At 68.0% G+C, this 26,177-nt stretch carries 26 protein-coding genes and 1 tRNA gene; 22 read left to right on the forward strand and 5 right to left on the reverse strand.

What is annotated here, in order from left to right; genetic code table 11:
* The 4 genes from EV647_RS28800 to EV647_RS28815 are packed head-to-tail and all read left to right on the forward strand — an operon-like array spanning nucleotide 1 to nucleotide 4,950.
* Entirely contained in the window at nucleotides 1-1,857 is a 1,857-nt protein-coding gene (locus EV647_RS28800; protein ID WP_134008313.1) for a glycoside hydrolase family 127 protein, read from the forward strand.
* The gene (locus EV647_RS28805; RefSeq protein WP_202871195.1) at nucleotides 1,806-3,170 is read left to right on the forward strand and encodes an extracellular solute-binding protein; all 1,365 of its coding nucleotides are present in this window, start codon (nucleotides 1,806-1,808) and stop codon (nucleotides 3,168-3,170) included. The genes EV647_RS28800 and EV647_RS28805 overlap by 52 nt, the downstream gene beginning before the upstream one ends.
* Nucleotides 3,167-4,117 (forward strand): carbohydrate ABC transporter permease, encoded by a 951-nt coding sequence (locus EV647_RS28810; RefSeq protein WP_134008317.1) that lies wholly within the window; start codon nucleotides 3,167-3,169, stop codon nucleotides 4,115-4,117. The genes EV647_RS28805 and EV647_RS28810 overlap by 4 nt, the downstream gene beginning before the upstream one ends.
* A gap of 2 nt (nucleotides 4,118-4,119) precedes the next feature.
* The gene (locus EV647_RS28815; protein ID WP_134008320.1) at nucleotides 4,120-4,950 is read left to right on the forward strand and encodes a carbohydrate ABC transporter permease; all 831 of its coding nucleotides are present in this window, start codon (nucleotides 4,120-4,122) and stop codon (nucleotides 4,948-4,950) included.
* A gap of 57 nt (nucleotides 4,951-5,007) precedes the next feature.
* Here EV647_RS28815 and EV647_RS28820 read toward each other — a convergent pair whose 3' ends face one another.
* A complete protein-coding gene (locus EV647_RS28820; RefSeq protein WP_134008323.1) occupies nucleotides 5,008-6,216 on the reverse strand; it encodes a TerC/Alx family metal homeostasis membrane protein in 1,209 nt (402 codons plus the stop codon).
* A 219-nt stretch (nucleotides 6,217-6,435) separates the two neighbouring features.
* Here EV647_RS28820 and EV647_RS28825 point away from each other — a divergent pair, with 219 nt between their 5' ends.
* Complete coding sequence (locus EV647_RS28825; RefSeq protein WP_134008326.1) at nucleotides 6,436-7,044, forward strand: TetR family transcriptional regulator; 609 nt, start codon at nucleotides 6,436-6,438, stop codon at nucleotides 7,042-7,044.
* A 64-nt stretch (nucleotides 7,045-7,108) separates the two neighbouring features.
* Entirely contained in the window at nucleotides 7,109-8,620 is a 1,512-nt protein-coding gene (locus EV647_RS28830) for an FAD-dependent monooxygenase (RefSeq protein ID WP_134008342.1), read from the forward strand.
* On the opposite strand, the gene EV647_RS28835 is transcribed toward EV647_RS28830, so the two are convergent.
* The gene (locus tag EV647_RS28835; protein WP_166680044.1) at nucleotides 8,587-9,147 is read right to left on the reverse strand and encodes an XRE family transcriptional regulator; all 561 of its coding nucleotides are present in this window, start codon (nucleotides 9,145-9,147) and stop codon (nucleotides 8,587-8,589) included. The genes EV647_RS28830 and EV647_RS28835 overlap by 34 nt on opposite strands.
* Nucleotides 9,148-9,189: 42 nt before the next feature.
* Between EV647_RS28835 and EV647_RS28840 the strand changes: the two genes are divergently transcribed.
* Nucleotides 9,190-9,711 carry an arsinothricin resistance N-acetyltransferase ArsN1 family B gene (locus tag EV647_RS28840; RefSeq protein WP_134008348.1) on the forward strand — a complete coding sequence of 174 codons (522 nt, stop codon included), beginning with the start codon at nucleotides 9,190-9,192 and terminating at the stop codon, nucleotides 9,709-9,711.
* On the opposite strand, the gene EV647_RS28845 is transcribed toward EV647_RS28840, so the two are convergent.
* Entirely contained in the window at nucleotides 9,708-10,352 is a 645-nt protein-coding gene (locus EV647_RS28845; protein ID WP_134008351.1) for a M15 family metallopeptidase, read from the reverse strand. The genes EV647_RS28840 and EV647_RS28845 overlap by 4 nt on opposite strands.
* Nucleotides 10,353-10,473: 121 nt before the next feature.
* Between EV647_RS28845 and EV647_RS28850 the strand changes: the two genes are divergently transcribed.
* Nucleotides 10,474-10,983: a GNAT family N-acetyltransferase gene (locus EV647_RS28850; protein WP_134008354.1), complete on the forward strand. Its 510-nt coding sequence runs from the start codon at nucleotides 10,474-10,476 to the stop codon at nucleotides 10,981-10,983.
* 5 nt (nucleotides 10,984-10,988) lie between these two features.
* Here EV647_RS28850 and EV647_RS28855 read toward each other — a convergent pair whose 3' ends face one another.
* Nucleotides 10,989-11,909, reverse strand: a complete 921-nt coding sequence (locus EV647_RS28855) for a M23 family metallopeptidase (protein WP_238177443.1) — start codon at nucleotides 11,907-11,909, stop codon at nucleotides 10,989-10,991.
* Nucleotides 11,910-12,244: 335 nt separating this feature from the next.
* On the opposite strand from EV647_RS28855, the gene EV647_RS43750 reads away from it, so the two are divergent.
* The 12 genes from EV647_RS43750 to EV647_RS28910 all read left to right on the forward strand — a co-directional run bounded on the left by EV647_RS43750 (nucleotide 12,245) and on the right by EV647_RS28910 (nucleotide 24,271).
* Nucleotides 12,245-12,319 carry a putative leader peptide gene (locus EV647_RS43750; protein WP_355483003.1) on the forward strand — a complete coding sequence of 25 codons (75 nt, stop codon included), beginning with the start codon at nucleotides 12,245-12,247 and terminating at the stop codon, nucleotides 12,317-12,319.
* A 113-nt stretch (nucleotides 12,320-12,432) separates the two neighbouring features.
* Entirely contained in the window at nucleotides 12,433-13,326 is an 894-nt protein-coding gene (locus EV647_RS28860; RefSeq protein ID WP_134008357.1) for an amino acid ABC transporter permease, read from the forward strand.
* Entirely contained in the window at nucleotides 13,323-14,075 is a 753-nt protein-coding gene (locus tag EV647_RS28865; protein WP_134008360.1) for an amino acid ABC transporter ATP-binding protein, read from the forward strand. Before EV647_RS28860 ends, EV647_RS28865 begins: the two co-directional genes overlap by 4 nt.
* Entirely contained in the window at nucleotides 14,075-15,007 is a 933-nt protein-coding gene (locus EV647_RS28870) for an ABC transporter substrate-binding protein (RefSeq protein ID WP_134008363.1), read from the forward strand. The genes EV647_RS28865 and EV647_RS28870 overlap by 1 nt, the downstream gene beginning before the upstream one ends.
* Before the next feature lie 9 nt (nucleotides 15,008-15,016).
* Nucleotides 15,017-15,970, forward strand: a complete 954-nt coding sequence (locus tag EV647_RS28875) for an ABC transporter substrate-binding protein (RefSeq protein ID WP_134008366.1) — start codon at nucleotides 15,017-15,019, stop codon at nucleotides 15,968-15,970.
* A 9-nt stretch (nucleotides 15,971-15,979) separates the two neighbouring features.
* Entirely contained in the window at nucleotides 15,980-17,035 is a 1,056-nt protein-coding gene (ssuE, locus tag EV647_RS43535; protein ID WP_134008369.1) for an NADPH-dependent FMN reductase, read from the forward strand.
* Nucleotides 17,032-18,111 carry an LLM class flavin-dependent oxidoreductase gene (locus EV647_RS28885; protein ID WP_134008372.1) on the forward strand — a complete coding sequence of 360 codons (1,080 nt, stop codon included), beginning with the start codon at nucleotides 17,032-17,034 and terminating at the stop codon, nucleotides 18,109-18,111. Before ssuE ends, EV647_RS28885 begins: the two co-directional genes overlap by 4 nt.
* Nucleotides 18,108-19,424 carry an NtaA/DmoA family FMN-dependent monooxygenase gene (locus EV647_RS28890; RefSeq protein ID WP_134008374.1) on the forward strand — a complete coding sequence of 439 codons (1,317 nt, stop codon included), beginning with the start codon at nucleotides 18,108-18,110 and terminating at the stop codon, nucleotides 19,422-19,424. The genes EV647_RS28885 and EV647_RS28890 overlap by 4 nt, the downstream gene beginning before the upstream one ends.
* Entirely contained in the window at nucleotides 19,421-21,358 is a 1,938-nt protein-coding gene (locus EV647_RS28895; protein ID WP_134008377.1) for an FAD/NAD(P)-binding domain-containing protein, read from the forward strand. The genes EV647_RS28890 and EV647_RS28895 overlap by 4 nt, the downstream gene beginning before the upstream one ends.
* On the forward strand, nucleotides 21,348-22,448 hold the full coding sequence (locus EV647_RS28900; RefSeq protein WP_134008379.1) for an LLM class flavin-dependent oxidoreductase: 1,101 nt from the start codon (nucleotides 21,348-21,350) through the stop codon (nucleotides 22,446-22,448). The genes EV647_RS28895 and EV647_RS28900 overlap by 11 nt, the downstream gene beginning before the upstream one ends.
* A complete protein-coding gene (locus EV647_RS28905; protein WP_134008382.1) occupies nucleotides 22,445-23,221 on the forward strand; it encodes a DUF1684 domain-containing protein in 777 nt (258 codons plus the stop codon). The genes EV647_RS28900 and EV647_RS28905 overlap by 4 nt, the downstream gene beginning before the upstream one ends.
* A gap of 6 nt (nucleotides 23,222-23,227) precedes the next feature.
* On the forward strand, nucleotides 23,228-24,271 hold the full coding sequence (locus EV647_RS28910; RefSeq protein WP_134008384.1) for an LLM class flavin-dependent oxidoreductase: 1,044 nt from the start codon (nucleotides 23,228-23,230) through the stop codon (nucleotides 24,269-24,271).
* A 7-nt stretch (nucleotides 24,272-24,278) separates the two neighbouring features.
* Here the strand turns inward: EV647_RS28910 and EV647_RS28915 are convergent, their stop codons facing one another.
* Nucleotides 24,279-24,911, reverse strand: a complete 633-nt coding sequence (locus EV647_RS28915) for a DUF899 family protein (protein WP_134008387.1) — start codon at nucleotides 24,909-24,911, stop codon at nucleotides 24,279-24,281.
* 121 nt (nucleotides 24,912-25,032) lie between these two features.
* Here EV647_RS28915 and EV647_RS28920 point away from each other — a divergent pair, with 121 nt between their 5' ends.
* Together EV647_RS28920 and EV647_RS28925 are read left to right on the forward strand one after the other, a co-directional pair.
* Complete coding sequence (locus EV647_RS28920) at nucleotides 25,033-25,974, forward strand: NAD-dependent epimerase/dehydratase family protein (protein ID WP_134008391.1); 942 nt, start codon at nucleotides 25,033-25,035, stop codon at nucleotides 25,972-25,974.
* A 123-nt stretch (nucleotides 25,975-26,097) separates the two neighbouring features.
* A tRNA-Thr gene (locus tag EV647_RS28925) sits at nucleotides 26,098-26,170 on the forward strand.
* Nucleotides 26,171-26,177 lie beyond the last annotated feature (7 nt).

Below are 26,177 nucleotides of genomic sequence, written 5' to 3' on the forward strand. Positions count from 1 at the left end.
ATGAGCGCTTCCCCGGAAACTGTCACTACTTCCCGCAGCCCGGCGGCCACCACGAAGGGCCGCCGGCACCCCCTGGGACTCGGCCAGGTCACGATCACCGGCGGCTTCTGGGCGCCGCGGCAGGCCCGCAACGGCGCGGACGCCATTCCGAGCGGCCAGGACCAGCTCGAGAAGGCCGGAAACCTGCAGAACCTCCGCCTCGCGGCCGGTATCGGCGAGGGCGAGGCGATCGGCCCGGTGTTCGCCGACTCCGACGTCTACAAGTGGCTCGAGGCCGCGGCCTGGGAGTACGGGCGCAACCCCGACGACGACCTGCTGCAGCGCATCCGCGACCTGACCGCGGTCGTCGCGGCCGCCCAACGCGAAGACGGGTATCTCGACTCGGTCGTCCAGCTCCGGTACGGCGACGAGGGCCGCTACCAGCAACTCGTCTGGAGCCACGAGCACTACTGCGCCGGACACCTGATCCAGGCCGCGGTCGCCCAGGTCCGCTGTACCGGCGACCGGGCCCTGCTCGACGTCGCGACCAAGCTGGCCGACCATCTGGTCGCGACGTTCGGCGACGGCAAGACGGTCGACATCGACGGCCACCCGGTCATCGAGATGGCGCTCGTCGAGCTTTATCGAGAAACCGGTACGACGGCGTACCTGGACCTGGCGAAATGGTTCGTGGAGGCGCGTGGGCACGGGATCATCGAGCGGCACGGACACGCGCCGGCGTACTTCTCCGACCGGGTCCCGGTCCGCGAGGCGACGACGGTCGAGGGGCACTCGGTTCGCGCGGTCTACCTCGCCGCCGGTGCGGCCGACGTCGCGCTGGAGACCGGCGACTCCGAGCTGCTGGATTCCCTGCAGCGGCAGTTCGAGCACATGTGGTCCACGAAGACGTACGTCACCGGCGGGCTGGGCGCGCGCTGGGAGGGCGAGGCGTTCGGCGACGAGTACGAGCTGCCGCCGGATCGTGCGTACGCGGAAACGTGTGCCGCGATCGGCGGAATCCAGTGGGCCTGGCGGATGCTGCTCGCGACCGGTGAGGCGTCGTACGGCGATGCGATCGAGCGGATGCTGTACAACGGTTTCCTTGCCGGCGTCTCGCTGGCCGGGACCGAGTACTTCTACGTCAACCCGTTGCAGCTGCGCGGGGCGGCGTACCCGGACACCGGTCGGAGTCCGGCGCACGGACGGCGCGGCTGGTTCGACTGCGCGTGCTGTCCGCCGAACATCATGCGCACCCTGTCCAGCCTCGACGGCTACCTCGCGACGACCACCGACGACGCCATCCAGATCCATCAGTACGCCGCCGGCGTCATCAAGTCCGGCGATGTCGAGCTGACTGTCGACACGAACTACCCGTGGGACGGCTCGGTCCGCATCACCAGCGCGACACCGGTGGCGGTGGAGCTGCGCATTCCGGGATGGGCGGATGGTGCCACGGTCAACGGGCAGCCAGTCGAGGCAGGTGGTTACGCGAGGGTCGAGGCCGCCGACATCGACCTGCAGTTGCCGCTCACACCGCGTCTGGTCGGTGCGGATCCGCGGATCGACGCGGTGCGGGGGTGTGTCGCCATCGAACGGGGACCGCTGGTGTACGCCGTCGAGCAGGCGGACAACACCGCGAACGTCGACGACCTCCATCTGTTGCCTGAGGCCCCTGTCGCGCAGAGCTCGGAACTGCTGGGCGGGGTCACAGTCCTGTCGGCACGAGGACGTACCGGCACCGGTCACCGCGAGGGCTGGCCGTTCACCGGCGATGCGGGCGACTCGACCGGTGACGAGGTCGAGGTGACGGCAATCCCGTACTACGCGTGGGCGAACCGGGAGATCGGTGCCATGCGGGTCTGGCTGCCCAGGGCCTGACGATGCTCACCCGGCGGAAATTCCTCGGCGTTGGCGCCGCGGCGACCACGGCAGGTCTGCTCCCGGGCTGTAGCTCGGTCCTGCCCGAACCCGACGTCCAGGCGGCGGGTTTCGGGCAGGACGCCACCGGCACCGTGCAGGTGTGGTGCCGGGCGGCGACGCAGAGCGGTCTGACCGACCTGGTGAAGAAGTTCAATGCGTCCCAGAACCGGCTCACCGTCGAGCTGACACCGGTCCTGGACGCCCAGTACGTGACCAAGCTGGCGACCGCGATCCGCGGCCGGACGGTGCCGGACCTGGTCGACATCGACGACATCAACTCGATGCTGTTCATCTACCGCGACGCGTTCACCGACCTGACCGAACCGCTCGCCGCTCTGGACTTCCGGGACAAACTCAGCCCGGGCCATCTCCGGCTGGCGACCAAGGACGAGCGGGTGTACGGCGTTCCGTACCTCGCGGACAACTCGATGTTCTGGTTCAACACCGAGCTGTGTGACCGGGCCGGCGTCGATCCCGACGAGGCGGTGAAGTCGTTCGGAAACCTGCTCGATGCAGCGCGGAAATTCCGGAAACTCGGCGACGACATCTACGCGTGGAGTTTCCCGGCGAACAGTCCGGGAGCGCTCGGCTTCGTCGTCCAGCCGATGGTGTGGGCTGCGGACACGGACCTGATCCAAGGCACGATCGGCAGCCAGTCCGGGCACATCATCGGAAACGACGTCGTCCGGCAGATGCTCGAGCTGCACCGGCAGTTGTGGGTGGACGGCCTGGTCCCACGGGCGAACTTCTCCGACGACGCGTCCCGGTGGGGGAGCGATTTCCGGGCCGGCAAGATCGGCATCTTCCCGTCCAACTACAGCGTGGTCGTGTCCGCGTCCGACGAGGCGTTCCACCAGAAGGTGGCGCCGCGGTTGCTGTCCGGGCCCGACGGCGGTGCGGCGTTCTTCGACGGCGGCGACAACATGTGTATCCCACGCGGCGCGCGCAATGCGTCGGGCGCGTGGGAGTTCGTCCGGTTCGCGCTGGATCTGCCGCAACAGATCGATCTGCCGGCCGGCGGGTACACGCCGGTGCGGTCCGATGCGCGAACTGAGGAGTTCGCGAAGAAGTATCCGTTGGCGACGCTGCCGCTGGAGCGAATCCAGGAGGGGTACGCGCCGACAACGCTTTCCTACAACCTCCTCTACAACCAGCCGGACGGGCCGTGGCTGCAGATGTTCCGCCGCGCCGTGTTCGACGGCGAGCTGGAGGCCGCCATGAAGGAAGCACAGCAGAACTACGACCGCATCCTGAAACAGGGGCAGGCATGAGTACCAGAGTGCGAGGTGCTCGCCGGCTGGATCCGGAACTGCGCAAGGCAGCTGCGGCGCGGCGGCGCGCCGGTCACGGCTCGCTGACGCATCCATCGCGGACCGGGCTGCTCCTCGTGAGTCCCGCCGTACTGTTCGTCGGGGTCTTCGTCTTGATCCCGCTCGGGTTCGCGCTGGTGATCTCGCTGACCAACTGGCCGTTGATCGGCACGGTGAAGTTCAGCGGGCTGAAGAACTACACCGCGATCGTCTCCGACGCGGCGTTCGCCAAATCCGTCCTGTACACCCTGCTGTACACGGTCATCGTGACCGGGCCGATCCTGGTGCTCGGCTACGCGCTCGCGGTCCTGGTACGCCGGAAACGCCGTGGCTCCACGGTGCTGCGGACGGTCTTCTTCTTGCCGTTCGTCGTCGGACTGTCCACGCTCAGCTTCGTCACCGTCCTGGAGGCACAGCCGGACAGCGGCGTGATCAACATCGTGCTCCGCGAACTCGGTATCACCGACGGTACGACCGCCTGGCTGGTGGACGGGCCGCTCGCCACCGGGCTGATCTGCGTGCTGGTGATCTGGGCGGTCAGTGGGCTGACGATGATGCTGCTGATGGCCGGCATGCAGGCGATCCCACGTGACTTCTACGAGTCGGCCGAGCTGGACGGGGCGGGCTGGTGGAAACAGGAGTGGGAGATCACGATCCCGATCCTGCGGCGGACGATCGCGATGGCGGTGATCATCTCGGTGATCGGCTCGCTGCTCGCGTTCTCGCAGTTCTACATCCTCACCCGCGGCGGTCCGGGCACCGACACCACGACGGTGGTCCAGTACATCTACAACCGGGCGTTCGTCCAGCTGCAGCTCGGCGCCGCGACCGCGCTGTCGATCGTGCTGGTGATCGTGATCGGTCTCGTCACCGCGGCCCAGTTCCGCCTGCTCCGGGAGAAGGAGTGACGATGCGACTCAAGAACACGTTTTACGTGATCGGCGGTGGCGGCGCGTTCCTGGTCTTCGCCGTACCGTTGCTGTGGGCCCTCTTCCGGTCGGTGCAGCCGAACGACGTGATCGTCGCGGCCCCGGACGGGAAAACGTTCTTCGACCTGACCTGGGACAACTTCCGGACGTTGATCGAGGGACCCGGAAACCTGATCCGGGCGGTCGGGAACAGTCTGATCGTCGCGATCAGCACCGCGATACTGACGGCGTTGCTCGCCACGTTCGCCGGGTACGGGTTCGCGCGTTTCCGGTTCCGCAGCGGTCCGGTGCTGTTCGCGCTGGTGGTGGTGTCGATGATGATCCCGTTCCAGGCGATCCTGACGCCGCTGTACCTGGAGATGAACGTCCTGCGGCTGACGGACAGCCTGCTCGGGCTGGTGCTGTTCTACACGACGGTCAACCTGCCGTTCGGGGTGTTCGTGATGCGGAACTCGTTCGCCTCGGTGCCGGTGGAGCTGGAGGACTCGGCGCAGGTCGACGGTTGCGGAACGTTCCGGATGCTCGGTTCCGTCCTGCGTCCGCTGATCACACCGGGCGCCGCGACCGTCGCGCTCTATGCGTTCCTGGCGGCCTGGACGGAGTTCCTCGGCGCGCTCACCTTCCTGACCAAGGACGAGCTCTACACGCTGCCGGTCGCGCTCGTGAACGTCCAGGCCGGCGCGTACGGCGAGATCAACTTCGGCTCGCTGGTCGCGGGATCGGTGATCGCGATGATCCCGTGCGTGGTGCTGTACGTGGGCCTGCAGCGGTTCTACGTGAGCGGTCTCGCGTCGGGAGCCGTCAAAGGCTAGACCGGATCAAAGGCTGGGCCGGATCAGAGGCTGGGCCGGATCAGAGGCTGGGCCGGATCAGAGGCTGGGCCGGATCTCGTGGTCGGCGTGGGCGGCGGCGTGCGCCTCGCCGACCTCGCGGCACAGTGCCATCAGGTCGTCCTCGTTCCACACCTGCTGCTTGGCCTTCGGGCCTAGCTCGGTGATGTGGTCGCGGGCCCGCAGCAACCGCTGGAACACCCGCTCCCGCTCCGCCGGGTCGTCGGTGTACTCCGGATCGAGGTACGCCGTCGCGTCCCGGCGGATGTGGGCCATCGCGGTCTGCGTCCGCCCGCGTGTGCTGAACAGGGACGCGAGGATCGTGATCACCAGCACGACCAGGATCACGACCAGCGAGAGACCGGTGCTGATCTCGGCCACCTCGACGTGGTCGCCGCCGTTCACGAACGGCAGGTTGTTCTCGTGCAGCGCATGCAGGATCAGCTTGGCCCCGATGAACGCGAGGATCGCGGCGAGCCCGAAGGACAGGTAGATCAGCCGGTCCAGGAGCCCGTCGAGCAGGAAGAACAGTTGCCGCAGCCCGAGCAGGCTGAAGGCGGTCGCGGTGAACACGACGTACACGTTCTGGGTCAGGCCGAAGATCGCCGGGATCGAGTCGAGCGCGAACATCAGGTCGGTGGCGCCGATCGCGACCATCACCAGCAGCATCGGCGTCAGCATCCGGCGCCCGTCGACGGTGGTCGCCAGCCGGTCCCCGTCGTACTCCTCGCTCGTCCGGAACAGCCGGCGGCTCAGCCGGACGACCAGGTTCTGCGCCTGGTGCGACTCCTCGGTTTCCGGCTTGAGCATGTTTCCGGCGGTCAGCAGGAGCGCGATCCCGAACAGGTAGAACACCCAGGAAAACGTGTGCAGCAACGCCGAGCCGATGAAGATGAACCCGGCCCGGGCGATCAGGCTGACCACGATCCCGACCAGCAGGACCTTCTGCTGGTTCTCCCGGGGCACCCGGAAGCCGGTCATGATGATCAGGAACACGAACAGGTTGTCGACCGACAGCGCTTTCTCCGTGATGTACCCGGCGAAGTACTCCGAGCCTATGTCGCCGCCGCCGAGGACGAGCGTGCCGAGTCCGAACAGCACCGCGATCCCGACGTACAGCGCGGACCAGACGGCGGCCTCGCGCAGGGTCGGGACGTGCGCCGATCGCACATGGAAGAAGTAGTCGAACAGCAGCAGGCCGACGATCGCCAGCAGCGTCAACACCCAGACCAGCGGGGACACGGTCATGGGGCCTCCCGTCCTGGACTGAGGAGTGGAGGGAGCGAAGCGACCGGAGCGACGAGGGAAGGACGGGAGTTACGGCCCCATGACCCGCCGCGCCGGAGGCGTGGCATCAGCACCGTCATGGGGTTACCCAACCATGGCCTGCTCGTGGTCTCAGCAAGTCGGAGGAAATTGCCTAAAAGGCATCTTTGCTCTTTGGGCAAGTTCTGTTACGGTCGAGGCATGGCCGGAGGGTTGCGGGAGCGGAAGAAGCAGGAGACGCGGATCGCGTTGAGCTGGGCGGCGGTCCGGCTCGCCGTCGAGCGCGGGTACGGCAACGTACGGATCGAGGACATCGCCGCCGAGGCCGGTGTCTCGCTGCGGACGTTCCGCAACTACTTCGACAGCAAGGCCGACGCGATCGCCGCGCGCGAGGTGGACCGCAGCCTGCGGATCGCCGAGGAGCTCCGGGCGCGGCCGGCCGACGAGCCGTTGTGGGTCGCGATCCGGGCAGCGATCGAGAAGCACTTCGCCCTCGGCGAGGAAGGCCACGGCGGACGGCGGCCGCCGGACGAGCAGTGGCTCACCGGCATCCGCTTGATGATGAACGAGCCGGCTCTGCAGGGCGCGATCGCGCGCGCGTACGCCCGCGTCGGTGAAGAACTGGCGGCCGCGGTCGCCGACCGGACCGGGACCTCGGGGATGTACCCGCGACTCGTCGCCGAGGTGATCGGCGCGACCCGCGCGGTCGTGATGGCGGAGTGGCTGCGGGCCGATCCGCCGCGCTCGATCGCCGACCTGCTGTCGTCGGCGCTCGACCAGGTCGAAGCCGGCCTGCCCGTCCCCGAATAGCAGCCCTAGAACAGACCCCGGTGAGTCGCCGGGGCGGTCAGTCACGCCCAACTGGAGGGGAATCATGGACGCAGAAGTTGTCATCGCCGGGGCCGGCCCGAACGGCCTCCTGCTCGCCAGTGAACTCATGCTGGCCGGAGTCCGGCCGATCGTGCTGGAGAAACTCCCGGAACGCAGCATGGTGCCGCGCGCCAACGGCCTGGTCGGCCAGGTCATCAGAATGCTCGACCGCCGCGGACTCTACGAGCGCTTGAGCGGTACGTCGGGTCCGCCACAGCCGGCTCCCGGATTCGTGTTCGGCGCGATGCCGTTGCCGCTCGACGTGCTCGAGAACAACCCGGTCTACCTGCTGCAGGTTCCGCAGGTACGCATCGAGGAGGTGCTGCAGGAGCGGGCCCTGGAACTCGGCATCGAGATCCGGCGTGGTCACGAGCTGACCGGTTTCACGCAGGACGCGGACGGCGTCACAGTGTCGCTGTCCGGTCCGGAGGGCGAGTACGAACTGCGGGCCGGCTATCTGGTCGGCGCCGACGGCGGCCACAGCCCGACGCGGAAACTCGCCGGAATCGACTTTCCCGGTGTCACCAACGACTCGATGGTGTCCCGGACGGGCAGCGCCGCGGTGCCGCCCGAGTACATCGAGAACGGGCTGCTGAAGATTCCAGGGTACGGCGTCGTGCCGCCGTTCCTGCACCAGCGGACGGAACGTGGCCTGTTCGTCTGGGCGCCGTTTCCGAATCGGCTGCCCGCGATCAGCACGGGAGAGTGGGACACGCCGCCGGAGGGCGAGGTGACGTTCCAGGAGTTGCAGGAGAGCGCCGATCGGGTGCTCGGCGTTCATCTGCCGTTGGTCGAGCCAACGGGTGAGGGGGTTCGGCAGCTCCGGCGCGTGGTCGGCGGAAACAGCCGGCTGGCGTCGAGTTTCCGTTCCGGACGGGTGTTGCTGGTCGGCGACGCCGCGCACGTGCACTCCGCGATCGGCGGTCCGGGGCTGAACCTCGGGTTGCAGGATGCGGTCAACCTCGGGTGGAAACTGGCGGCGGAGGTGCAGGGCTGGGCGCCGCCGGGGCTGCTCGACACGTACGAGTCCGAGCGTCGGCCGGTGGGGGAGCGGGTCGTGATGCACACGCAGGCACAGTCCGCGCTGATCGCACCAGGTGAGCAGGTGACGGCGTTGCGGAAACTGTTCGGCGAGTTTCTGACCGATCCGCGAAACGTGCAGCGAGTTGCGGAACTGATTTCCGGCGCGGACATCAAGTACCACGAGGGTTCGCATCCCCTCGTCGGCCGCTGGGCGCCCGATCTGACAATCGGCTCCAAGCGGCTGGCCGAGCTGATGAGGTCGGCTCGCCCGCTCCTCGTCGACCTCACCCCCGATGCCTCGTTCGCCGACCTCGTGGCGGATCCGATCGAGGTGGTCACCGGTCGGGGCGAGGCTCCGATCGCCGTGCTGATCAGGCCGGACGGCTACGTCGCCTGGGCCGCCGAGCAGGACGGCGTCGCGGAACGTGAAGGGCTGCGTGACGCGGTGGCGCAGTGGTTTCAGCCACGCCCCTTGACCAGCGCGACCAGGTAACGGCACACCGCCGTACCCGGATTGTGGAAGGTCGTCGGCAAAGGTGGGCCGAGTTGCAGGCAGTCGCCGGCGTGCAGTTCGTGAACCTGTGATCCTTCGTGAAAGCGCAGCCGTCCGTCGAGGATCCACAACTGCTGGTACTTGAAGATGTAGGCGTCGGCCGGGTACGAGACCGACGCCCCGGGAGGCAGTTCCACCTCCACCAGTTCCAATGGCCCATCGGTCACCGGGGACACCGCGCGTCGGCGGTACCCGGTGACCGGGTCGGTCCAGACCGGCTGGTCGTGTGCTCGACGGAGCAGCTCACCGGTGTTCTCCGCGCGGGCGACGAGCTCGGACAATGTCATGCCGAGCGCACCGGACAGCTTCCCCAGCAGTACGGCGGTGGGCTGCGCCTCGCCCCGCTCGATCTTCCCGATCATCGCGCGCGAAACCCCCGACCGCTCGGCGAGCGCGTTCACGGACAGGTCCTGCGCGACCCGCGCCTGCTGCACGGTCGCGGCCAGGGATCGAGACAGTTCATCCATCACGCTTGCCACTATAGCGGCAGTTGTGGCTACTATCGTGGCATGGTTCAGGTCAGAGACGCCTCGGCTGCCGACGCCGAGGCCTGCGCGGCGATCTACGCGCCCTACGTCACCGGTACGTCGATCACGTTCGAGCTCGATCCGCCGACGGTCGAGGAGATGGCCGAGCGGATCGCCAAGGCCCAGTCCACCCACGCGTGGCTGGTTCTCGAAGACGACGGCCAGGTCGTCGGATATGCGTACGGCGGCCCGATGAAGCCGCGCCCGGCGTACCGCTGGTCCTGTGAGGTCAGCGTTTATGTTGCCCCCAGCCACCACCGCACCGGCGCCGGCCGAACGCTCTACAACGCCCTGTTCGAGCGCCTGTCAGAACGCGGTTTCCGCACCGCCGTCGCCGGTGTCACGCTGCCCAACCCGGCCAGCGAGGCCCTGCACAAGTCCCTCGGCTTCGACCCGATCGGCACCTATCGCGAAATCGGCTGGAAACTCGACGCCTGGCATGACGTCGCCTGGTCCCAGCGCCCCCTCGCCAAACTCCCCGATCCCCCCGAAGAACCCCGCTAGCCCTTCGGGCCGGTCATGGGTGGGCAGGTCCCGCGCGGAGTGGTGACCAGCTCGAAGTGCCAGATCTCGTTGGAGAGGGTTTGGCAGAGGCCGTAGCGGTTGCCGTGGCGGATCAGCCAGTAGTCGGCGTCGGTGGGGCCGATGTCGACGGCGTGGCCGGTGACGTGGTGCGATTCGTCCGGGTCGGCGACGTACTCCTTGGCCTTCTTCTTGCTGCCGTACTTGCGGATCGCCTTCTCCATCAGCTCTTCCTGGTACTTCTTGCTGCGCCAGCCCGTCGTGACCTGCATCGTGATGCCGTCCGCCTTCATCGCGGTCTCGGCCTTCTGGACGGCCTCGCGGAGGGCGGGATCGAGCTTGGTGACCCCGGGCAGGCTGGTGTCGTACGCCGAGGTGTGGTCGGGCAGGACGCCGTCCGCCGCGCCGGGCGGTCCGCCCTTGGTCGAGCCGGACTTCGACGGCCGGCCGGAGGTCGACCCGGTGCTCGACCCCGTGTTCGACCCGGTGCTCGACGGTGACGAATCGTCCTGCGCGGAAACCGCTGTACACGAGGTCAGCGCGAGACTGATGACGGCGGCAACGATCGCCAGACGGCCGGATCCGGCGAGCCGACGATCGCGCCTCAGGTGATTGGTCAGCATGCCGACAGTTCATCCAAGGCGATGTTGCGGCAGCGTCTGCGATTTCCGATATGTTTTCGATATCGGTCCCGGAACCTGACCCCGCAGGCAGTTGGCCCGCCCGGCGGGCGAGGATGGTGCGGTGAGTGACGACCGCCGATCAGGCGACCAGCAGGTGACGGTACGACGTGCCGTCGAGGAGGACGACACGGCGCTGCTCGCGATCGAGCGGAGCGCGTGGGACGCGTCGTCGGGATTCCCGTCCTACCAGGACACGCTGCAGGACACGTTCTTCAGCCGGAGCGGGCCGGAGGCGCATCTGGTCGCGGAGCACGAGGGCGCCGTGGTCGGGTACTTGCGGCTGCAGGACAAGTACCCGTTCCCCGAGGGTTCCGGCGTACTGTCGATCAACGGCCTCGCGGTCGCCCACGAGGCGCGCCGCCTGGGCGTCGCGTCCGCCCTCCTGGACGCCGCCACCGCCGAGGGCCGCCGCCGCGGCGCGCGCAAGATCAGCCTGCACGTCCACAGCACCAACACCGCCGCCCGCCGCCTGTACGAACGCCACGGCTACGTCCTGGAAGGCACCCACCCCAACGAATTCCTCATCGAGGGCACCTACATAGCCGCCCTCGACATGGCCAAGACCTTGTAGGGGTCTTACGGGGTGAGGCCGTGGTCGCGGAGCCAGGGTTCGGGGTCGATGGGGTCGCCGCCGTGGGGGAGGACCTCGAAGTGGACGTGGGGGCCGGTGGTGTTGCCGGTCATGCCGATGCGGCCGACCATCGTGCCTGCCTCGACCGAGTCGCCGACGGAGACGTCGAACTCGGACATGTGGCTGTACGACGTGACGGTGCCGTCGGCGTGCCGCACTTTCACCTGACGGCCGTACGCGCCTTCGAAGTCGGCCTGGATGACCTCACCGGCCATCACCGAGCGGACCGGCGTACCCATCGGGGCCGCGAAGTCGAGACCGGTGTGGTTGTGGGCCCAGCGGCCGCCGGCCTGGTTGAAGCGGGCGGTCAGGTGGTAGCCGGTGGTCGGCAGCACGATCTTCGGGGTCGCGGCCGCCTTGATCGCCGCTGCCTTGGCGAGGGCTTCCTTCTTCGCGGCGGCGAGGGCCTTGGCGTTCGCCTCGGCCTTCTTCGCGGCGGCTGCCTTCGCGGCTGCCAGCGCAAGTGCCCGGCGCTGCGTCAGTGCCGCATGCGCGGCCAGGCGTGCGGCCCGCTGCTTCGCGGCGGTCTCGGCCGCCGCCTTCCGGGTCGACGCGAGCGACAGGTCGATCCGGGACGCGTCCCGGGACCCGAGGTCGCGCCGGTCGACCCGGGCGGCAGTCAGAGCGTCGGCCTGTGAGGGGCTCAGGCCGGTGCTTCCGGATGCGGCGGCCGGACCGGTCGCGGACGAGCTGAGCCCGACGGTCGTGGTCCCGGCCGCGGCGGCCAAGGCGGCGGTCAGGCCGATCAGCTGGGTACGGCGGGTCGCGTTGCGGCGGGAGGAGCGGTGCTTTGCCACCCGGCGCGGAGCAGCCGGGCGGCTGGACGCCTGCCGCTCTGTTTGCGGCGCGTCTTGGTGAGTGGGCACGAGAAGCCTTCCAGGGAGGGGTATTCGCCGTTGAGGGGTACGGCGACTGAATGACCATAACGAGGAGGTCACGGCGCCTCAAACGGATTGCGGAGCGCTCAACAAAATCGAACACGCTCGGTGAGGGCATCCTGCCGTCCGGTGCATGCTCAGGCGTGAACCGGCTGGGCAAGAAAGTCGCCGCGCCTGTGACGCGAATCACCTGGCGATCGGCGTCGAGCAGGCCCTCTGGACCGGTATAAGCCGTCCATATATTGAGAGCTTTGTCGATCGACTTACTAATCTTTCAACCGCGTCCCATACTGAAATGACACGACCGACGAGAGGAGACGGGAATGACGCGCAAGCCGCCGTACTACCGCCTCCACATCGATCTCCTCCGGGTCTCCAGCGCCCTCTGTCTGCGCTGACCTGAGTCTCCTCACGTCCTGTCAAGGCGTCCGGTTCAGGACGCCTGCTGCCCGCTGCCGCCCTCCGCCGTCGCAGGGCCCGCGAAGCCTGCCCACCGCCAGGGAGTGTCATCGTGTCCACCACTTCAGTCACGTCTGCGTCCGGTACGACCGGACCGCCGGCGACCGCACTACCGCTCGAAGCCGATCTGACCGTCGTCGCCCGGCGACATCCGTGGCGCTGGGTCGGCGTCGGGGTCGTCCTCGTCCTGCTCGCGATGTTCGTGCACGGACTGGCCACGAATCCGGGCTGGGACTGGCCGACGTTCTTCCAGTTCTTCGCCACCAGGACCGTCTTCTCGGCGCTCTGGGTGACCGTGCAGCTGACGGTGTACGGCACGGTGCTCGGGTTCGTGCTCGGCGCCGTCCTCGCGTCGATGCGGCTGTCCGGCAGCCCGTTCCTGCAAGTAGTTGCCTGGGGCTACATCTGGGCGTTCCGCTCGATCCCGTTGATCGTGCAGCTGCTGTTCTGGTTCAACATCGCCTACCTCTACCAGGAGCTCAGCCTGGGCATCCCGTTCGGCCCGGAGTTCGTGCACTTCAGTACGAACAACCTGTTCGGTCCGCTCGGCGCCGCCGTACTCGGACTGGCGCTGCACCAGGCGGCGTACGCCGCGGAAATCATCCGGGGTGGAATCATTTCCGTCGACGCCGGCCAGACCGAAGCCGCCGCCGCACTGGGGATTCCGAAACGGCGGCAGTTCTTCCGGATCGTGCTGCCGCAGGCGATGCGCTCGATCCTGCCGAACGGCGCGAACGAGGTGATCAGCCTGTTCAAGGGCACCTCGATCGTCTCGGTGATGGCGATCCCGGAGCTCTTCTACCAGGTGCAGGTGATCTACGGCCGGAACAGCCGCGTCGTACCGCTGCTGATGGTCGCCACGGTCTGGTACATCGTCCTGACCACACTGCTGTCGATCGTGCAGTACTACGTGGAACGCCGCTTCGCGCGAGGTACGACGCGATGATCGACGTGAAGGGTGTGCACAAGAACTTCGGCGACCTCGAAGTACTGAAGGGGATCGACCTCGAGGTCCAGGCCGGCGCCGTCACTGTGATCCTCGGCCCGTCCGGATCGGGGAAGTCGACGCTGCTGCGGTCGATCAACCATCTGGAGAAGGTGGATCGCGGGCTGATCCGGATCGACGGCGAGCTGATCGGGTACCGACGCCGCGGCGACAAGCTGCACGAGCTGCGGGAGCGCGACATCCTGCGGCAGCGGTCGCAGGTCGGGTTCGTGTTCCAGAACTTCAACCTTTTCGGGCATCTCACTGCGCTGCAGAACGTCGTCGAGGCGCCGGTGTCCGCGCAGCGCCGCAAGCGCAGCGAGGTCGAGCCGTTCGCGCGCGAGCTGCTGGAGCGCGTCGGCGTCGGTGAGAAGGCCGACGCCTACCCGCGGCAGCTGTCCGGCGGTCAGCAGCAACGTGTCGCGATCGCTCGCGCGCTGGCGCTGAAACCGAAGGTCCTGCTGTTCGACGAGCCGACCAGCGCGCTGGACCCGGAGCTCGTCGGCGAGGTCCTCGACGTGATCAAGGAGCTCGCGCGCGATGGCTCCACGATGGTCGTCGTCACCCACGAGATCGGCTTCGCCCGGGAGATCGCGGACACGGTGGTCTTCATCGATGGCGGCCGGATCGTCGAATCGGGTCCACCGCGCGAAGTGCTCGACAACCCCGTCCACGAGCGCACCCGTGCGTTCATCTCGAAGGTGCTGTGATGAAACGACTTCTTGTCCTCTCCCTTGCGCTGCTCACGCTGGCCGGCTGTGGCGCTGATGCCACAGCTGCCTCGGATACCGGGGTCAACACCTCCGCCGAGCAGAACCGGGTGACCACCACTCGCAACGACGCCGCTGCCGCGTTACTGCCGGCCAAGGTCCGCGACCGCGGCACGTTGGTCGTCGGCGCCGGCTTCGGCAGCGGCAGCGTGCCGCTCGGCTTCTACGCCGACGACAACAAGACGCCGATCGGGCTGGAGGTGGACATCGCCTACCTGGTCGCCCAGGCGCTCGGGCTGCAGCCGAAGATCGAGGTGACCAGCTGGGAGAACCTCTTCGTCGGCCTCGACTCCGCCAAGTACGACGTGGGCTTCTCGAACATCACCGTGACGGAGAAGCGCAAGCAGAAGTACGACTTCGCGACGTACCGCAAGGACGACATCGCGTTCGAGGCGAAGAAGGGCGGGACCTGGCGAGTCACCGGTGCGAAGGACATCGCCGGGAAAACGATTGCGGTCGGCTCGGGGACGAACCAGGAGAAGATCCTGGTCGACTGGAACGAGGCGAACGTCAAAGCCGGGTTGCCGGCGGCAACGATCAAGTATTTCCAGAAGAACACCGACACGTATCTGGCGCTGAGCTCCGGCCGGATCGACGGATACCTCGGGCCGAACCCGTCGATCGCCTACCACGTGAAGACGTCCGGCGAGACAGAGACGATCGGCAAATTTTCCGGCGCCGGGCCGACGCTGCAGGGCCTGATCGCGGCCACCACCAAGAAGGACAGCGGCCTGGTGAAGGCCTACCAGACGGCGATCGACGGCGTGATCGCGGACGGCAGCTACGCGAAGGTCCTGGACCGCTGGAACGTGTCGACCGAGGCGGTCGCCAAGTCCGAGATCAACCCGCCCGGCCTTCCCCTGACGAGCTGAGGACAACAGATGAGAAAACGTTGGAGCTTGGTGCTCGGGGTAGTTCTGCTGGCGGCGGCCGCGTGTGCCGATCCGCAGGCGGAGTCCGCCAAGAGCAGTGATCCCTCGGTGGTTTCGTTCGACACCTCGGCGAACCAGCAGCACATCACCTCGGCGAAGGTGGACAGCATCGCGGCCGAGTTGCCGGCCTCGGTGCGGGAGTCCGGGAAACTGGTGGTCGGGAACGGCTCGGCCGGTGGCGGACTGCCGCCGCTCGGGTTCACGGCCGACGACAACAAGACCCCGATCGGGGTCGAGATCGACGTCGCCCACCTGGTCGCGAGCGTCCTCGGGCTGCAGGCCCAGATCGACACGACGAGCTGGGAGAACCTGTTCCTCGGGCTGGACTCCGGGAAATACCAGGTCGGAATCTCGAACATCGGAGTTTCCGAACTGCGCAAGGAGAAGTACGACTTCGCGACGTACCGGCTCGGGCTGCACGCGTTCGAGGCGAAGGTCGGCTCGGGGCTGAAGATCACCGGCCCGGCGGACATCTCCGGAAAGAACGTCGCGGTCGGTTCCGGAACGCTTCAGGAAGCGATCCTGGTCGACTGGAACAAGCAGAACGTCGCGGCCGGCCGGAAACCCGCGAACCTCAAGTACTACCAGCAGGCCGCGGACACCTACCTCGCGCTGCAGTCCGGCCGGATCGACCTGTACCTCGGCCCGAACCCGAACGCGTCGTACCACGTCGCGACCCAGCACAAGACCGAGATCGTCGGCACCGTCTCGTCCAGTTATCCCGTGCAGGGTCTGGTCGGAATCACGACGAAGAAGGACAACGGGCTCGTCAAGCCGCTCGCGGACGCGCTGAACGCGGCGATCGCGGACGGCAGTTACGCGAAGGTGCTGGCCAAGTGGGGCCTGCAGGCCGAGGCCGTCCCGAAGTCCTTGATCAACCCGCCCGGTCTGCCGAAGAAATAGGAGAACTCAATGGCGACCATTGCAACGATCTCCAGCAGCCCATCGGTCCCGTCGCGGACCGACGCGGTTCTCGACTATGTCACCAAGCGCCTGATCAGCCACGGCCACACCGTCACGCCGATCGTGTTGCGCGATCTTCCGGCCGAGCCGTTGTTGCGCGGTCAGGCCGACGATCCAGCGATTTCCGCAGCGGCTTCGGTGCTCGAGAACGCGGATGCGGTCGTGGTCACGACCCCGGTCTACAAGGCGGCGTACTCCGGTTTGCTGAAGGTGTTCCTGGATCTGCTGCCGCAGTACGCGTTGAAGGGCAAGACGGTGTTGCCGTTGGCAACGGGCGGTACGCCGGCGCATGTGCTGGTGATCGACTACGCGCTCCGACCGGTGCTCACCAGCCTCGGCGCGGGTGCGATCGGGCAGGGGTGGTTCGTACTGTCGTCGCACGTCCAGCTGTACGACGGCGGCGGGCTGCTGCTCGATCCGGTGGCATCGGTGCCGCTGTATCAGGTGACGGAGGCGTTCCTTGCGACCGTCGAGGGCGAGCAGCCGGTGGAGAGTACGCCGGTGCAGATCGCCGCGGTGGAGGCGATCCGGGCGCGGCCGGAGGATCCCGAGGCGGCGCCGTTACTGGCGGATCTGGTCGTCGAGTACAGCACGCGTTACGGGCGTACGAACGAGAACACGCAGCTGACCGAAGTACCGCCGTCGGACTTTCACGTCGAGCGCGGCGGCGCGTTCGTGCTGCTGCGGTACGGCGGGCAGACGGTTGCCGGGGGTGCGATCCGTCGGTACGACGACGAGACCGCCGAGGTGAAGCGGATGTGGACGTCGCACCTGCATCGCCGGCAGGGCTTGGGTCGTCGTGTGCTCGCGGAGCTGGAGTCGGCGGCGCTCGATCTCGGGTACCGGCGGCTGTATCTGACGACGGGGCCGCGGCAGCCGGAGGCGGCCGGGTTGTATCTGTCGGTCGGATTCGAGCCGCAGTTCGACATCGAGGCCGATCCCGAGTCGATCGGTCCGCTGCCGTTCAGCAAGGACCTCCCGGTGGCATTGAAGGTGGCGTCATGAGCCACGGGTTCATCACGGCGATCGAGATCGATGGCGCGGGTGGGGATCCCGGGGCGTGGCGTGGTCCGGAGGTCGATCCGCGGGCGATTCTGACCGGTGAGCTCGCCGTACGGGCAGCGCAGCGGGCGGAGGCGGCGGGGGTCGACCTCGCGACGTTCGCGGATGCGCTCGAGGCGCCGGACGACGTACCCGATCGGGTGAGTGTCCGGCTGGATGCGCTCGGGCTGGCCGCGCGGGTCGCGCCGGTGACACAACGGATCGGGTTGCTGCCGACGATCACCGTCACTCACACGGAGCCGTTCCATGTGCAGGCCTCGGTCGCGACGCTTGACCACATCTCGGGTGGTCGGGCCGGCTGGATCGCTGAGGTCTCGACGTCGGCCGAGGCGGCCGCGGTGATCGGGCGGCGCGAGCCGGCGCCGGCTGCCGAGACGTGGAGGGAGGCGCGGTACGTCGTCGACGCCGGGCGTCGCCTGTGGGACTCGTGGGAGGACGACGCGATCATCCGCGACGCTGCCACCGGGCGATTCGTCGACCGGGAGAAGCTGCACTACGTCGACTTCGAGTCGCCGACGTTCAGTGTCAAAGGCCCGTCGATCGTCCCGCGGCCGCCACAGGGACACCCGATCACCGCGATCCGGGTCAGTACGCCGGAGGCGCTGGAGGCGGCCGCTGATGCGGAACTCGTCTTCCTGCCGGATTCCGGCGTCCTGTCGGATCAGGTGCTGGAGCTGCGGGAAAACGCTCGTCGCAGTGTGACGCTCGCCGGTCCGAGTGTGACTTTGACGTCGGACCAGGTGGTCGGCCCGCTGGTTCTCGTGTCTGCCGAGGTTCGGCCGCACGTCGACGGTGTCGAGCGGCTCGCCTCGTCGATAGAGGAATGGGCGGCGGTGGGCGTTGACGGCGTACAGCTTCGGCCCGCGTCGCTCGAGCTCGATGTGCCGTTGATCGCGGAGCAGTTGCTGCCGGTGCTGCGGGAACGCGGCCTGGCCGGGTCCGGACAGCGGGGCGGGAGTTTGCGCGGGCGGCTCGGGTTGCGGCGGCCGGTGAACAGGTACGCGAGGAGTGTGCGATGACCAAGCAGATCCATCTTGCCGCGCACTTTCCGGGCGTGAACAACACGACCGTCTGGTCGGACCCCGCGTCCGGGTCGCAGATCGATTTCGGATCGTTCCGGCAACTTGCGGAAACTGCGGAACGTGGGACCTTCGACTTCTTCTTCCTGGCCGAGGGGCTGCGGCTGCGTGAGGTGAAGGGAAGGATCCACGACCTGGACGTCGTCGGGCGTCCCGAGTCGCTGACCGTGCTCAGCGCGCTGGCGGCGGTCACGACACACCTCGGCCTGGCCGCGACCGTCAACTCGACCTTCAACGAGCCGTACGAACTGGCGAAACGACTCTCGACCCTCGACCACGTCTCCAACGGCCGCGCGGCCTGGAACGTCGTGACGTCGTGGGACGCGTTCACCGGCGAGAACTTCCGCCGCGGCGGGTACCTCGACAAGGGCGACCGGTACGTCCGCGCGCAGGAATCGCTCCGGATCGTGCGGAAACTCTGGGACTCCTGGAACGGGGACGACCTCGTCCTGGACCAGGCGGCGGGTGCGTTCGCCCACGAAGGCGCTGGGGCCTTCGCGGACGACGGCGCGCACTTCACCATCCGCGGGCGGTTCGGTCTGCCGCCGTCGCCGCAGGGCCGGCCGGTGATCATCCAGGCCGGTGACAGCGACGAGGGGCGCGAGTTCGCGGCGTCGAGCGCGGACGTGATCTTCAGCCGGCACGGGACGTTCGAGGGCGGGCAGACCTTCTACAAGGACGTGAAGGCGCGGCTGGCGAAGTACGGGCGGACCGACGAGTCGCTGAAGATCATGCCCGCGGTGACGGTCGTGGTCGCGGACACGGACGCCGACGCGATCGAGAAAGCGGCGTACATCCGGGAGCAGCAGGTTTCCGGTCCGACCGCGTTGGTGTTGGCCGAACTGCTCTGGGGCCGCGATCTCTCGGCCTACGACCCGGACGGTCCGCTGCCGGCCGAGGACCCGGTCGTCGGGTCGTCGGTGACGCAGGGGCGGGTCGGGTACAACGATCCGTTTCCGATCGTTTCCGAGTGGCGGGCGCAGGCGGAGGCGCACGGCTGGTCGCTGCGGCAGACCGTCATCAACCAGCAGAACCGGCAGACGTTCGTCGGTTCACCCACCTCGGTCGCGGAAGCCGTCAACCGGCACGTCCAGGAAAACGCCGCCGACGGTTTCGTACTCGTTCCGCACCTCACCCCGTCCGGCCTCGACGACTTCGTCGACCGAGTCGTCCCCCTGCTCCGCGAACGCGGCGTCTTCCGCCCGGAATACACCGGCACAACCCTCCGCGACCACCTAGGACTGCAGCTATGACCGTGTCCGATCTGCATCCGTGGAAGGAGGCGCCGGCGACTGTGGTGTTCGTGGGTGGTGGCCCGCGGACGGTCGGGTTGCTGGAGCGGTTCGCGGCCAGTGCCGACGAGTTGCTCGGTGGCCGCCGCGTCGAGATTCACGTGGTGGATCCGTTTCCGGCCGGAGGCGGGCGGATCTGGCGGCGCGAGCAGTCGCGGCTGCTGTGGATGAACTCGATGACGTCCGACGTCACGATCTTCACCGACGAGTCGGTCGACTGCGAGGGCCCGATCGTGCCGGGGCCGGACCTCGCCACCTGGGTCGCCGGCGAGGGCGCGGTGATCCTCGAGAAGGCCGGGCTCGAACCTCCCGGCCCTCTTGCCTTCCCACCGCGTCTGGTGCAGGCGGAGTACCTGGCGTGGGTGTGGGAGCGCGTCGTCCGCGATCTCCCCGCGACCGTCGTCACCCATCGGGAGCGAGCCGTCGAGCTCACTGCGGACCAGCGGGTGATCCTCGGGTCCGGACGGGAGATCGCGGCCGACGCGGTGGTTCTCGCGCTCGGCTACCTGGACCGGTTGCCCACGGCATCGGAATCCGCATGGGCGGCGCAGGCCGCCGACGCCGGACTCACCTACATCCCGCCGGGGTACACCGCCGATGTCGACCTGGACGGGCTGTGGCCGCAGGCACCGGTCATCGTCCGCGGATTCGGGCAGGCCTTCGTCGACCTGATGGTGCTGCTCACCGAGGGCCGCGGCGGCTGGTACGACGAGTCCGACGGCCTGCTCAGCTACCACCCGTCCGGCGACGAACCGATCCTGTACGTCGGTTCGCGCCGCGGAGTCCCGTACCACTCGAAGCTCGGCTACACCGTCCCGGGAACGAGGCCGGTCCCGACGCGCTACCTGACGAAGAAAGCGCTTGGCGAAGGCGTTCTCGACTTCGACCGCGACGTGGCGCCGTTGATCGAGAAAGAACTGGCCTACGCGCATTACCAGCAGCTGTTCACAGTGCATCCCGAAAGGACCAGGTGGCCGTGGAAGCGGTTCGCCGAAACGCTCGACGCCTGGTTGCCCGGCGCGAGCCTCAACGCCGTCCCGGGGCGCGATGCGGGATCCGGGGCGGTGGCGGATGCGGAGTTCGAAGCCGCCGTTCGTGCCGGTGTTCCGGACCCTGCCGACTGGTTCGTCCGGCACGAGGTGGACCGGCCGTTGGCCGGGCGGTTCTTCGAGGATCGGGACGGGTTCGAACGGTTCCTCACCGAACTCATCGAGAACGATCTGCTCCGGCGGGCGGATCCGGCGTACTCGGCGGATCTGGCGGTCTTCAACGCGCTGCTGAGTATCTACAGCGTGTTGTCGCGGGCGATCACCGACGGGCAGTTGTCCGACGAGGACCGGGTGCGGCGGGTGGAGAGCGAGTGGCACGGGTTCTTCTCGTTCGTGGCGAGTGGACCGCCGCCACGGCGGCTCGAGGAACTGCTCGCGCTCCACCGGGCCGGCATCGTCCGGTTCGCCGGACCGCATCTCGAGGTTGCCATCGACAACGATCAGTTCGTTGCCACGAGCCCTGCTGTGGCGGGTGAGATCCTGGCGCGCGCCTTCGTCGAGGCCCGGTTGCCGCGTCCCGACGTACTCGCGACCGCCGATCCGTTGCTGCGCGGTCTGCTGGACTCGGGAGCGCTGGCGGCGGACGAACTGTTCGCGGCCGATGGAACCAGTCTCGGCGGCGGTCAGCTGAAGGCGGACTCGCGGTGCCGCGCGATCCGTTCCGACGGGTCCATCCAGGAAACGCTGTTTCTGCTCGGGCCGTCCGTTTCCGGATCGGCCGGCTCGTCGGGTTTCTCCCGGCCGCATTTCAACGGTCCCGGCTTCCGGCAGAACGACGCCGTCGCAAGGGACCTGCTCAAGCTGCTCGCACCTACCGTACGGAAGGAAGAACGCCATGCCAGTTGAGTTCCTCGGCATCGCCGGAACCAACCCGGCCAGCGAGGTGACGCCCCGAATCGGCGGCCCGCTGGACCTGGACTACACCAGCAAACTCGCCCGTGCCCACGAGGACAACGGGTGGGACCGCATCCTGTTCGCCTACCACTCGGGCTCACCCGACCCGGCCCAGGTTGCGGCGTACGTCGCCGGCCGTACGGAGCGGATCAACCTGGTCGTCGCCCACCGGCCGAATGTCGCCTACCCGACGCTGACCGCGAAAACGTTTGCGACTCTGGACCACCTCAGCGGCGGCCGGTTCGAGGTGCACGTGATCACCGGCGGGTCGACCGCGGACCAGGCCGCCGAGGGTGACTTCCTGGCCAAGGACGACCGGTACGGGCGAACCGCCGAGTTCATCCAGATCCTCAAGCAGGCGTGGACGTCTGACACCCGGTTCGACTTCGACGGAAAGCATTACCGGTTCGAGCAGTTCCTCGCCGACATCAAACCGGTGCAGCAGCCGCGGCCGCGGATCTCGTTCGGTGGCTCGTCCGCGGCGGCGTACGCGGTCGGCGCAGCCGAGGCGGACATCTTCGCGCTCTGGGGCGAACCGTTGGCCGGAACCCGGGAGCAGCTCGCGACCATCGACGCCGCAGCAGCGCGCGCAGGGCGGACGGACCGGCCGACGATCCAGATCGCGTTCCGGCCGATCCTGGCACCGACCGAGGAACTCGCCTGGGAGAAGGCGGAACGCATTCTCGGCCGGATCAAGGACGTGCGGGCCGGCGGCGTCCCGGCGAGCACCCGGCTGCGGTCGAAGACGCCGGAAAACGCTGGATCGCAACGGTTGCTGAAGGCGGTCGCGGCCGGCGAGCGTCACGACCGTGCGCTCTGGACGGCGCCGACCGGCCTGACCGGTGGCGGCGGAAACTCCACGGCACTGGTCGGAACGCCGGAAACCGTAGCTGCAGCGCTGCTCGACTACTACGACCTCGGGATCCGGATCTTCTCCGCGCGCGGTTACGACATCTACGACGACGCGATCGACTTCGGCCGGTACGTGATCCCGCTGGTCCGCTCCGAGGTAGCCCACCGCGAACAAAGGAAAGCGTCATGACAGTTGTTTCCGATCTCGAGCAGGACTGGCAGACCTGGCATGCGGCGCGGGAGCGCGACCTGGACACCGACTACGGCTGGCTCTCCGTCGTCGCGTTCAACTGGCTGTCGGCCACGCCCACTGCGATCGACGGTCTGGCCGGAAAGTGGTGGGCGGACGAGCAGGCTCACGTAACGGCCTCCGGCGAACTGACGGCTGGCGGAGAACCGGTACACGGAACGGTTTCCGCCAGCGTTCCGGAAGCCGGCTCTCTCAGCTGGTTGTTGCACGGAAACCGTCTGGCGGAACTCGTTCTCCGCGGCGGCCGGTACGCCGTGCGGCAACGGGATCCAGACGCGGCGACGCGGAAGGGCTTCAAGGGCGTTCCGACGTACCCGATCGACGACGCCTGGGCGGTCACCGGGTACTTCAGCCCGTACGCGAAGGCGCAGCGGGTGGAGGTGTCGACGGCGCGCGACGACCTGCGTCAGCACGTCACCGCGGTCGGCACGGTGCATGTGGCGTTGGGCAGCACGGCGTACGAGCTTGTCGCGACCGCTGCGAGTGACAGCCGGCTCAACCTCTCGTTCCACGACAAGACGAACGGTGAGGAGACGGCGCCCTGGCGGACGGTGACGACCGGGCCGGTCGAGCGGGACGGGTCGGTGCGGATCGACTTCAACCGAACCGTCAACCTGCCGTTCGCGTTCACGGCGTACGGGACCTGCCCGGCGCCGGTGCCCGGCAATCGCCTCGGTCTGCCGGTGACCGCGGGCGAGAAGAAGGTGCGGTGACCTTGGGTGAAGTTCTGTACCTACACATTGATCGACAACTCGCCGGACCCGATCAGCGGCGTGCAGCTCACGCCGTCCGAGCGGTTCCGGTGCGTCGTACAGCAGGCGCAGTGGGCGGAGGAGCTGGGCTTCGACGCGTACGGCGTCGGGGAGCGGCACGCGCAACGGTTCATCTCGTCGTCGCCGCCGGTCGTGCTGTCCTACATCGCGGCGGTGACCTCGCGGATCCGGCTGCTGACCACGGTGACGGTGCTGTCGCTACTGGACCCGGTGCGGGTGGCGGAGGACTACGCGACGCTCGACCAGCTGTCGGGTGGACGGCTCGACATCATCATCGGGAAGGGAAACGACCCGGAACAGAACGCGCTGTTCGGGTACGAGCTGGACGGGCAGTGGGACCGCAACCGGGAGAAGTACGAGCTGCTCCGGCGGCTGCTCCGGGAAACCGGAGTTTCCTGGTCGGGGCGCTACCGCCCGGCGCTGACGGACGCGACCACGCAGCCGCGGCCGTACCGACCGGACGGCATCCCGCTGTGGCACGGGTCGGCGTCGTCGACGGAGTCCACCGAGCTGGCGGCGCGCTGGGGTGACCCCTTGTTCTCGGCGAACGGCTTCCATCCGCTGGAGAAGTACGCCGGGCTGATCCGGCACTACCGGGAGCGTTGGGAGGCGTACGGACGGGACCCGGCGGCGGCCGTGGTGGGCGCCGGGTTCAACGGGCTGTACGTGAAGAAAACGTCGCAGGAAGCAGTCGAGGGGTACCGGCCGATCTTCGACGCGTTCATGGATTCGCCCGGCGCCCGGCACAACCAGCTGCCGTTCCGGACGCTCGAGGAGTTCCTCGACGGCGGATCGGTGCTGGTCGGGTCACCGGAACAGGTGATCGACAAGTTCGGCCGATACCAGGACGCGTTCGGGCACGAGCTTTCCGGCATTTCCCTGGAGGTCCCGGGACTCCCGGAGGAGGACAACCGGGAGTCCGTCGAGACCTTCGTCACAGAGGTCATGCCGGTACTGCGAACGTCGTACCCGAGCCGCGTCTGGGCCTAGGGCACCTCTAGCCGTACGTCGGGGCTTGCGGCCAGCCTGCCGGGGAGTCCTCCCACTCCTCCTGGCGGCCGTACACGGCGAGGTCGGAAACGTTGGTGCTGAAGAGCAGCCGGTCGACGCCGCGCTGGCCGGTCGTGTAGGTGCGGAAAACGTTGTCGCCGTCGCGCAGGAACATGCTCAGCAGGAAGCCGCCGCCGACGCCGCAGTCGGCGGAAAACGTCGTACCTGCCGAGGACGCGAACGGGATGTGCTCCCAGCCCATCTCCTTCCAGTACCCGGCCATCTGCTCGATCGGCATGTCGGAAACGGTCGCCCACGCGATGTCGTTCCGCGCCAGGCCGGCGAGGTTGGCGACGTTCTTGGTGAAGTACGTGCAGCCGCCGCAGAACGCGTCCGGGCCGACGTTCATGAACTGGTACAGCGCGAGCTGGCGGTGCTCACCGAAGAGCTCCCGCAGCGTGACCGGCCCGTCGGCCGCCGTGAACGTGTACTCGCCGAACCGCACCATCGGCAGCCGTCGCCGCTGGGCCGCGATCCGGTCCAGGGCGCGCGTGGCCTCCTTCTCGGCGACCAGCAGCTCGGCGCGGGCCGCAGCCCATTCCTCGGCCGGCACCACCGGCGGCATCGCTGTCTCGGACATCTGTGCTCCTCTCGTAGGTTCTGCCAGCGGGACGAAGCCGTGCGGCGGTTCTCGACATCCGCTTTCTGCCGGGCGCAGACGAATCTAGGACCCGGGCGCCCGCACCGGTAGGACTGTGCTCATGCGGATCGCGATCTTGGGTGGAACCCGGTTCATCGGCCGGGCCGTCGTCGAGCGGCTGGCTGCGGAGGGGCACACGCTGCTGGTGGTGCATCGCGGCGACCATGAGCCCGACGATCTGGTGCCGGTCGAGCACGCGCACGTCGACCGCCACGACGGAGCGGCGTTGGCCGTCGCGCTGAAACCGTTCGATCCCGAGGCGCTCGTCGACATCTCGGGCATGAACGCGGCGGCCGCCGACGCGGCCCTCGGCGCGGTCGGACCGTCCGTGAAGCTCGTCGCCATCTCCAGCTGCGACGTCTACCGCGCGTACGACGGTCTGCACTCGGACCGTACGACGGACGCGCTGCCGCTGACCGAGGAATCACCGCTGCGGGACCGCCGTTTCGTCGACGGGCCGGAGTACGAGAACCTGGAGGTGGAGGAGCGGTATCTCCCGCGGGGCGCGACCGTGCTGCGACTCGGGGCCGTGTACGGCGAGCACGACTATCAGCGGCGCTTCGAGTTCGTCCTGCGGCGAGTCCGGGCCGGGAGGCGCCGGATCCCGGTCGGTTCCGGGCAGTTCCTCTTCAGCCGTGTGTACGTCGGCGACGTCGCAGCCGCAGTGTCCTTGGCGCTGGGTGGTGACTTCCCCGGTGCCTTCAACGTGGTGGAGCCGGCGATCGCGCCGTACCGGCTGTTCGCCGAACAGATCCTGGCGGCGGCGGGGGCCGAGGACACGGAGCTCGTGCGGGTGCGGGACGACCTGCTGCCGTCGGATCTGTCGCTCACAGGCGCGATCGACCAGCACCTGCTGATGGACCCGTGGAAGGCGCGTACGGTGCTCGGCTGGACTCCGGTGGATCCGGCCGAGACGCTCCGCGCGTCGGTTCGGTGGCATCTCGCGCATCCGCCGGCGGACGCTGCGGACGACTTCTCCGAGGACGACGCCGTACTGGACTGAAAATGGTCAAGAGCACTCTGCCGGACCCGGTATGCTTTCCGGGACGGACTGAGGGGCCTGCAAGGTGCGGTCGGCTCGATTTCACATCGGGGCGGCAGACCGTGTAATCTCTCTCCTCGGCCCGCCCCTTTAGCTCAGTCGGCAGAGCGTCTCCATGGTAAGGAGAAGGTCTACGGTTCGATTCCGTAAAGGGGCTCTGAGAA

Source organism: Kribbella sp. VKM Ac-2566, from assembly GCF_004366005.1.
GTDB lineage: Bacteria > Actinomycetota > Actinomycetes > Propionibacteriales > Kribbellaceae > Kribbella > Kribbella pratensis.